Origin of the sequence: Desulfuromonas sp. TF, from assembly GCF_000472285.1 — a bacterium.
Classification (GTDB): Bacteria; Desulfobacterota; Desulfuromonadia; order Desulfuromonadales; family ATBO01; genus ATBO01.
On sequence record NZ_KI421415.1, the window covers coordinates 95,966 to 103,742 of the forward strand.

A 7,777-nucleotide genomic window follows, 5' to 3' on the forward strand; every position below is an offset into this window, starting at 1 on the left:
CCGGCTCAGCTCCCAGAAATCCCGGCTCTGGTACATGCCGATGGCCCGGCTGATCTTGCCCGGACCGGCGTTGTAAGAGGCCACCGCCAGATACCAGTCCCCGTCGAAGCGGCTATGGAGATCTTTGAGGAAGTGAGCCGCTGCCCGTGTGGATTTCTCGAAATCCCGTCGCTCGTCCCGCCACCAGTCGTTTCCGAGTCCGAACATCTTGCCGGTGCTTTCGATGAACTGCCAGGGACCGACCGCGTGCGCCCAGCTATAGGCGCGCGGGTTGAATCCGGATTCAACCAGAGCCAGATAGGCGAGATCCTGGGGAAGACCTTCCTCTGCAAAGATGCGCCGCATCATCGGGAGATACCGGCCTGAGCGCTGAAGCCAGAGGGCAAATGTTTTTTTGCCGGGCCCGGTGTAGTAGTCCAGAAAATAGCGGACCTTGGCATTCTCCACCACAGGAAAATCGAAGGTGATCTCCGTCGGCTGTACCGTCACCCCTTCATCCTCGGGAGGGGCGATATCCTCGCCGGACAGGAGCAGATTGTCTTCAAGAGTTTCGGGATCGACGGGCTCGTCTGAAAGCGTTTCCGCAATTTCGGCATCATCGATGGCCAATTCCGCCGCCGGAAGGTGCGGCGGCGCCGGCGCGACCGGTTCCCGCCCGGCAGGTTCTTCCGCTGCAGAGCTCTTCTCCGCGGGGAAGTCTCTTGATGATACCTTTTCCGACGGAACGGACAAACACCCGCCTGACAGCAACAGCAGGGCAAGCACCCAATACAACCTCATGACATACCTCCTGAATTGAAGGTCACAGGCTATATAGAATATCTTTGTTTGTCAAGGACTTCAGGCCTCGGAGCTTCAGTCTTCACCCGGCCAGAAGCGGCGCTCCAGTTCCAGCAGCAGAGGCTCAAAGGTGCGACGCTGCCTGGCACTGATAGGGATGGCCTCAAAGCGTCGACAAAGAGGAGCGATTTCCCCGGCATCCACAAGGTCGGTCTTGTTGAAGATCATCAGCCGGGGGATTCGATCGAGCTCGAGATCCGTCAGAATTCTTTCTACGGCGCTTATCTGCTCTTCGAAACGGGGATTGGAGAGATCCACGACGTGCAGGATCAGGTCAGCATCTTCCAGCTCTTCCAGCGTGGCGCTGAAGGCCCCGAGAAGGCTCTTTGGGAGTTCGCGGATAAAGCCGACGGTATCGGTGATGATCACCTCGTGGTCACGGGGAAAACGCAGGCGGCGGGTTGAGGTATCGAGGGTGGCGAAGAGAAGGTCCTCGGTGAAAACTTCGCTCTGGGTGAGGGCATTGAGAAGAGTCGACTTGCCGGCATTGGTATAGCCGACGATGGAAACGATCGGAACTCCGGCGCGGATTCGCCGCTGCCGGCGCTGCAGGCGTCCCTTGGCCATCGACTTGAGCTGTCCCTCCAGATGGGTAATCCGGTCTCGGATTCGGCGGCGATCGATCTCCAGCTTGGTTTCGCCGGGACCTCGCCCGCCGATGCCGCCCATAAGCCGGGAAAGAGCTGTCCCTTTTCCCGACAGACGGGGCAGAATGTATTTGAGTTGGGCCAGCTCCACCTGCACTTTCCCGTCCAGAGTGTGAGCGCGGCGGGCAAAGATGTCGAGGATAAGCTGCGTGCGATCGATGACCTTCATCTCGGTAATGGCCGAAATCGCCCGCACCTGGGCGGGAGAGAGGTCCTGGTCGAAGATCAGCAGGGTGGCGCCCTGCTGCAGGGCGCGGATAATCACTTCCTTGATTTTGCCCTCGCCCATGAGAAATTTAGGGTTGATCCGACGCGGGCGCTGAATCAACCGATCCAGCACCAGGACATCGGCGGTGCGGGCCAGCTCGGCCAGTTCATCCAGGGAATCTTCTGTCTCCTGCAGCGACGCATGGGTGACGGAAACAAGAATGGCTTTCTCGCGCCGGTCGGAGAGATCGACAGTCTCGGCCATTTTTCGCTCGAGCTCGGCATCGAGCGAACGCAGGAATGCCGCAAGATCGAGATCGAGCTCATGAATCGAAGGGGCGAAAAGAATTTCAGCGGTCTTCTTTTCGGGATTAGGGGGAAGAATGTGAGCGTAATGAACCGCCCCGGGCAATCCTCTCTCCCCCACTGCCACAGCCGCCATCAGATCGAGTCGCAGGAGCGCCAGGTCGGTGAGATCGTCCTGGGAAAGAGGTTCACCCCTGAGATGGGTGTGGATGCAGCGCAGGCCGCGCAGGCCGCTGCGCCCAAGTCCGTAATCGGAAAGATCGGGGATGACGATCTCCCGGTCATTGCCGACGATGACGTATTCGACGGTCCCTTGCCGGTCGATGATCACCCCCAACTGGCGCCGCACATCGGCGGAGAGTTCGCTCAGGAAACGGGCCAGTTCGGGGGTAATGATCTGGTCGGCCGGTATCCGGCGACGGTAGATGCGTTCCAGCGCCTTGACCTGGCTCGATTTGAGCCCCGAGAGATTGCCATGTATCACGTCTGTTTAACCCCACGAAAAAAGGGCCCCGCAGGGCCCTTTTCGAAAAAGTTACATGCCCGGTTCAGGCACTGACGACAAAATTGAAGCCGGCATCGACGAAGTGAACCTCGCCGGTAACGCCGCTGCCCAGATCGGACAGGAGATAAAGGGCCGACTTGCCGACCTCCTCCTGAGTAACGGTGCGCCGAAGGGGAGCGTTGTCATCCATGAGGCTGATCTTTTTCTTGAAGTTGGCGATCCCGGATGCGGCCAGAGTGCGGATGGGACCGGCGGAGATGGCATTCACCCGGATCCCCTTTTCGCCAAGTTCGGCGGCCAGGTAGCGGGTCGACGATTCGAGCGCCGCCTTGGCCACACCCATGACGTTGTAATTGGGCACCGCCCGCGTCGCTCCAAGATAGGTCATAGTGACGATGCTGCCGCCCTTTTTCATCAGTGGCGCCGCATAGCGGGTCACCGCGACCAGCGAATAGGCGCTGATGTCCATGGCCAGACGAAAACCTTCGCGGCTGGTCTGACTGAAAGAGTGCTTGAGGTCTTCGCGGTTGGCGAAAGCGATCGCATGGACCACAAAATCAATTTCGCCCCACTTATCACCGACCGTCTTGAAAACCTCTTCGATTTCCTCATCATTGCTCACGTCGCAGGGAAGAATCAATTCCGCATCGACGCTTTCAGCCAGGGGACGCACCCTCCTCTCCAATGCTTCGTTGAGATAGGTAAAAGCCAGGGTCGCGCCTTCGGCCCTCAGTTGCCTGGCGATGCCCCAGGCAATGCTCATATCGTTCGCCACACCAAAGATGATGCCGCGTTTTCCTTCCATCAACCCCATTTAATTTTTCCTCCTTGACATCTTTATGGAAAGAGAGTTTTAGCAAATCGTATTCGATAAGGCAAGATTATTCAGTTGCCGGAGGCGCTATCCAGCAGTTTGATAAGGTCGTCCGCCTTCTTGTAGCCGGGCATCACCACTCCGCTCGGAAGAACCAGGGTTGGGGTCGAGCGGATCCCCATCTCTTCGGCCAAGGCAATAGTCCGATCAACGGCGGAAGTTTCACAGAGCGGCGGCGGCACCGGTTTGCCGGCGAAGCTGAGTTCGAGCAATTCCATCGAGCCCGTGCAGACGATGCTCTTGGAGATGCCGTAAGCGTTCGGATGCATCTTGAGCGGGAAAAGCTTGATCAGAAAGGCGATATCCGGCCGGCGGCTGACCACCTCCTTGAGCTCGAGATGGAGTTTTTTGCAGAAGGGGCATTCGGGATCGGTGAAAACGGTGACCTTCGTACGGGCATCCGGACTGCCGAGCAGGAGCGCGTCTTCAAGAGGTATTCTGGAGATATCAACGCGGTTGAGTTGTGCCGTGCGCCGCTGAGTGACGTTTTCTCCATCTTCCAGGCGGATGATGTTTCCCGTGACGACGAAGGATTTGGAAAAATCGATATAGACGGGAAAGCGCTTGCGGTCCTTTTCTACCTCAACCGCCCAGACACCGGGCATTTCGGAGAATTCGACATTGAGCACCTCGGTGATCCCCCCCTTCTTGAGCAGATCGGTCGCTTCCTTCTTCGTCAGGTTGTGGCAATCATTACAACTGCCGGCGCCGCATCCCTCGGAGGTCATGGCCTGAACGGGGATGGAAAGGATCAGAATGAGCAGAATGAGCAGAGACGTCTTCAACACTACTTTCCTTTCATGGATATGGGAGCCCCTGGGTCAGGAAGGGAGAAACCTTCCCGCAGGTCGACATTAAACACGCGAATCCAATACTATACTGTTTCCTTTGTTTTTGGCAAGACGGAAGAGCCCGGTACATCGAGGCGTATTACAAAAAAAGGCAGGAATGCACCATCCCGCCCTTGCCGATTCACCTTGCGAACCGCCCCGTTAGGACTATTTCTCATTTTCCCTGGCCGGGCCGAACTTGCGGATGGCTTCGGCCATTTCCCGAAGACGCCTGTCCACCCGGTAATTCACCGTACCTTCGGGCCAGGAGCCGTCCTCCTGTTTTTCACCGGCCGGGATGCCGGTGAGCAGTTCGATCCCCTCGTCTGCAGTGGTGACCGCCCAGACGTGAAATTTCTCCTCCCTGACGGCCTCGATGACCTCTTCCTTGAGCATGAGATTCTTGATGTTGGCCGCCGGGATGACGACTCCCTGCTCGCCGGTGAGCCCCTTGGCCTTGCAGACGGCAAAAAAGCCCTCGATTTTTTCGTTTACTCCGCCGATGGGCTGAATCTGCCCTCTCTGATTGACTGATCCGGTGACGGCGATCCCCTGACGTATCGGGACTCCGGACAGGGAGGACATGAGACCATAAAGTTCCGTGGAAGATGCGCTGTCCCCTTCCACCCCCGAATAGGACTGCTCGAAACAGATCGAGGCGGCCAGGGCCATCGGCTTGTCCTGGGCATAACGATCGCCGAAAAAACCGGCGAGTATCATGACTCCCTTGTCGTGGACGGGGCCGGAGAGCTTGGCTTCTCGCTCGATGTTGAGAAATCCTCCCTTGCCGAGATAGGTGCGCACCGTGACCCGGGATGGCTTGCCGAAGGAATAATCCCCGAGCAGGTAGACGGAAAGACCATTCACCTGCCCCACGACGGCTCCCTCGGTATCGACCAGGATGGTGCCGTCTTCGATCATTTCCTGAATCCGCTCCTCCATCTTGTTGGAGCGATAGATTTTGGCCTCAAGGGCCTGATTCACATGCGAACGGTTGACCCGCTCGCTCCCCTGACGGGAGGCATAAAAAGCGGACTCCCGGATCAGGTCGGCGATGTCGATAAAACGGGACGAAAACCGGTTTTTGTCCTCGATGAGACGTGCCGCGTATTCCAGCAGGCAGGCCACGCCGCTCGGTTCGAAAGGCGCAAGGTTCTCCTCCCTGCACTGAGTAGCGACGAACAAGGCATACTGCTGCACGTTTTCCCAGGTGTTTTTCATCATCCGGTCGAAATCGGCTTTCACCTTGAAATATTTACGGAAATCCTGATCGAGTTGATATAGCAGATAATATAGAAGCGGCGTCCCGATGAGAATGATCTTGCAGTCCAGGGGAATCGGTTGCGGCTTGAGGGAGACGGTGGCGAAAAGTCGGAACTGCTCGGCCATGTCTTCTATCCGGACCTCGCGGTTGCGGATGCATCGCTTGAGAGCCTCGTAGGAGAAGTAATTCATGAGCACTTCCCGACAGTCGAGAACCAGGTACCCGCCGTTGGCCCGGTGGAGGGCGCCGGGCTTGATCATGAGAAAGTTTGTGGTGGCATTGCCCATCTGGATGACGTGTTCGATGCGGCCGAAAAGATTGAAGTAGGTCGGGTTGGCCTCCTGGATGACCGGCGCCCCCTTGAGCTCGCTGTTATCAATGAAAAGGTTGATGCGGTATCGATCAAACGAGGGCTCCTGTTCCCCCATCTTCATTCCAGGCAGAGCTATCTTTGGCCCCTCGGAGGGACGGAACTCGTCGATTCTCTCCAGAATGTCCTTTTTGCAGCTTTCAAAATGGGCCTGGACTCTCTCGTGACCCTTATATTTATCTTCCAGTTCCTCAAAGAGATGCCCCATGGCAAACAGCAGGACATCCCCTTCCATTTTGGAAGTCGATTCCCGGACCTCCTTTTCCAGCTCCCGGGCCTTGCGGAGCATATCGTTGAGCTGTTCCTGCAGATCGGAGCCTTTCTGATCCAGAGATGATTTTTCCCGGGAGGAAAGATCCTCGTACTCCTGCTGGGAGAGAGGGTGGTTGTCCCGGGTTGGAACCAGGACCAGGCCGCTGACCGTCCGCTGGAGAAGGAAGCCTTCCATGTTGGCTTTCTTTTCCAGATCCTGGAACAGCTTCTTGCTTTTTTCCTGGTAATCTTCAGCAATCCTCCCCTTCTGCAGTTCGTAATCCTTGCTCTCGAAAACCTTGGGAATTTCTTCCCGCAACCGGTCCACGAGCATCTCCATATCCCTGTGCAGCTCTTTTCCCTTTTCCGGCGGCAGATTGAAACGGGTTGGCCGGGTGCCGTCGCTGAAGTCGTGCACATAGCACCAGTCGTCGGGGACGGGCTCCCCCTCGGCCCGTGCCTTGAGGAGCTTCATGATGGTGGAGGAGCGTCCGGTCCCGGGTTCGCCGAGGATGAAAATATTAAATTCGGAATCCTCGATGCCGAGGCCGAATTCGATGGCCGTCAGCGCCCGGTCCTGCCCGATTGCTCCCTCCAGGGAAGGAAGTTGCTCAGTAGTTTCAAATTCGAACTGGGCCGGGTCGCAGCGCCAGGCCAGTTCCTCGGGCGAGAGGAGGAATTGCTTCATGTTGTCTCTACCTTTTTTTATTGACGTCATCGCAGGTGATGAGGGTGACCGGCGCCTCGAGATAGGTCTTCATGGTCGCCAGGAACTCGGCGGCATCGGCTCCGTCGAGAATGCGATGATCGGCGGAAAGGGTCAGCCTCACCACGGGAGCGATCCCCGGCTCCTCTTTCTCGTTAATGACTATTTCACCCTTGACTGTCCCAACGGCCAGAACCGCTGCCTGCGGCGGAGTGATGATGGCACTGAAGGACTCGACTCCCAGCATCCCCATGTTGGAAATGGTGAAGGTGCCCTCGCTCATATCCTCTTCTCGCAGCTTTCCTTTGTGGGCTCTGTCGGCAAGGTCCTTGGCCCGGAGACTGAGCTCCTTCAGCGGAAGGTTTCCGCAATCCTTTATGACCGGATTGTACAGCCCCCTATCGGTGGCCACGGCCAGAGAAATGTCGATGGATTCCTTCTCCACCGCTTCTCCGTCGATCCAGTGGCTGTTGACCCACGGATGCTCTTTGAGCGAGCTGGCTGCTGCGGCAACGATGAAATCGTTGATGCTGACCCCGATGTCCCTTCGGAAGCGGATCACATCGGTCATATCCACTGCGACGGTGACGAAAAAGTGGGGGATATTCTGCCAGCTATCCACCATCTTGCGGGCAACCAGACGACGGATTTTCACCGACCTTTTCTGGGGCTTGCCCCCAGCCGCCTCCGCATCCGTTCCCGGGGTCGGCTGTGTCCTTTCCACGTCGGCCAGAACTACTCGGCCGCCAGGACCGCTTCCCCGGATATCGGCGAGATTCACCCCCTTCTCCTGCGCCAGCTTGCGTGCCGCGGGAGAGGCGGCGGAAGCGCGTCCCTGTTTCCCGCCTTCTTCCTCAGTCTCTTCTTCCTCAGTCTCTTCTTCCTCAGTCTCTTCTTCCTCAGTCTCTTCTTCCTCAGCCTCTTCTTCCTCAGCCTCTTCTTCCTCAGCCTCTTCTTCCTCAGCCTCTTCTTCCTC

7 protein-coding genes are annotated in these 7,777 nt (G+C 57.4%); all 7 read right to left on the reverse strand.

The features are described 5' to 3' along the window. The coding region (locus DTF_RS26430; protein WP_193352685.1) for a lytic transglycosylase domain-containing protein at positions 1-780 on the reverse strand (780 nt) is incomplete at its 3' end. A 75-nt stretch (positions 781-855) separates the two neighbouring features. Beyond that, a complete protein-coding gene (gene hflX / locus DTF_RS0106190; RefSeq protein WP_027714623.1) occupies positions 856-2,484 on the reverse strand; it encodes a GTPase HflX in 1,629 nt (542 codons plus the stop codon). Between the two features lie 64 nt (positions 2,485-2,548). Next, positions 2,549-3,319, reverse strand: coding sequence for an enoyl-ACP reductase FabI (gene fabI / locus DTF_RS0106195; RefSeq protein ID WP_027714624.1), 771 nt, complete (start codon positions 3,317-3,319; stop codon positions 2,549-2,551). Positions 3,320-3,390: 71 nt separating this feature from the next. Then, positions 3,391-4,164, reverse strand: coding sequence for a DsbC family protein (locus tag DTF_RS0106200; RefSeq protein WP_051361002.1), 774 nt, complete (start codon positions 4,162-4,164; stop codon positions 3,391-3,393). A 213-nt stretch (positions 4,165-4,377) separates the two neighbouring features. Further along, on the reverse strand, positions 4,378-6,783 hold the full coding sequence (locus DTF_RS0106205; RefSeq protein ID WP_027714626.1) for a Lon protease family protein: 2,406 nt from the start codon (positions 6,781-6,783) through the stop codon (positions 4,378-4,380). Between the two features lie 7 nt (positions 6,784-6,790). Next, the gene (locus DTF_RS22185; protein WP_081702824.1) at positions 6,791-7,582 is read right to left on the reverse strand and encodes a dihydrolipoamide acetyltransferase family protein; all 792 of its coding nucleotides are present in this window, start codon (positions 7,580-7,582) and stop codon (positions 6,791-6,793) included. Continuing rightward, positions 7,579-7,777: hypothetical protein (locus DTF_RS27105; protein WP_226989199.1), on the reverse strand; the 199-nt coding region annotated here is incomplete at its 5' end. The genes DTF_RS22185 and DTF_RS27105, both read right to left, overlap by 4 nt.

Coding starts and splice junctions, on each gene's coding strand:
- fabI (WP_027714624.1), bottom strand. CDS start 3,319: ATGGGGTTGATGGAAGGAAAACGCGGCATCATCTTTGGTGTGGCGAAC.
- DTF_RS0106205 (WP_027714626.1), bottom strand. CDS start 6,783: ATGAAGCAATTCCTCCTCTCGCCCGAGGAACTGGCCTGGCGCTGCGAC.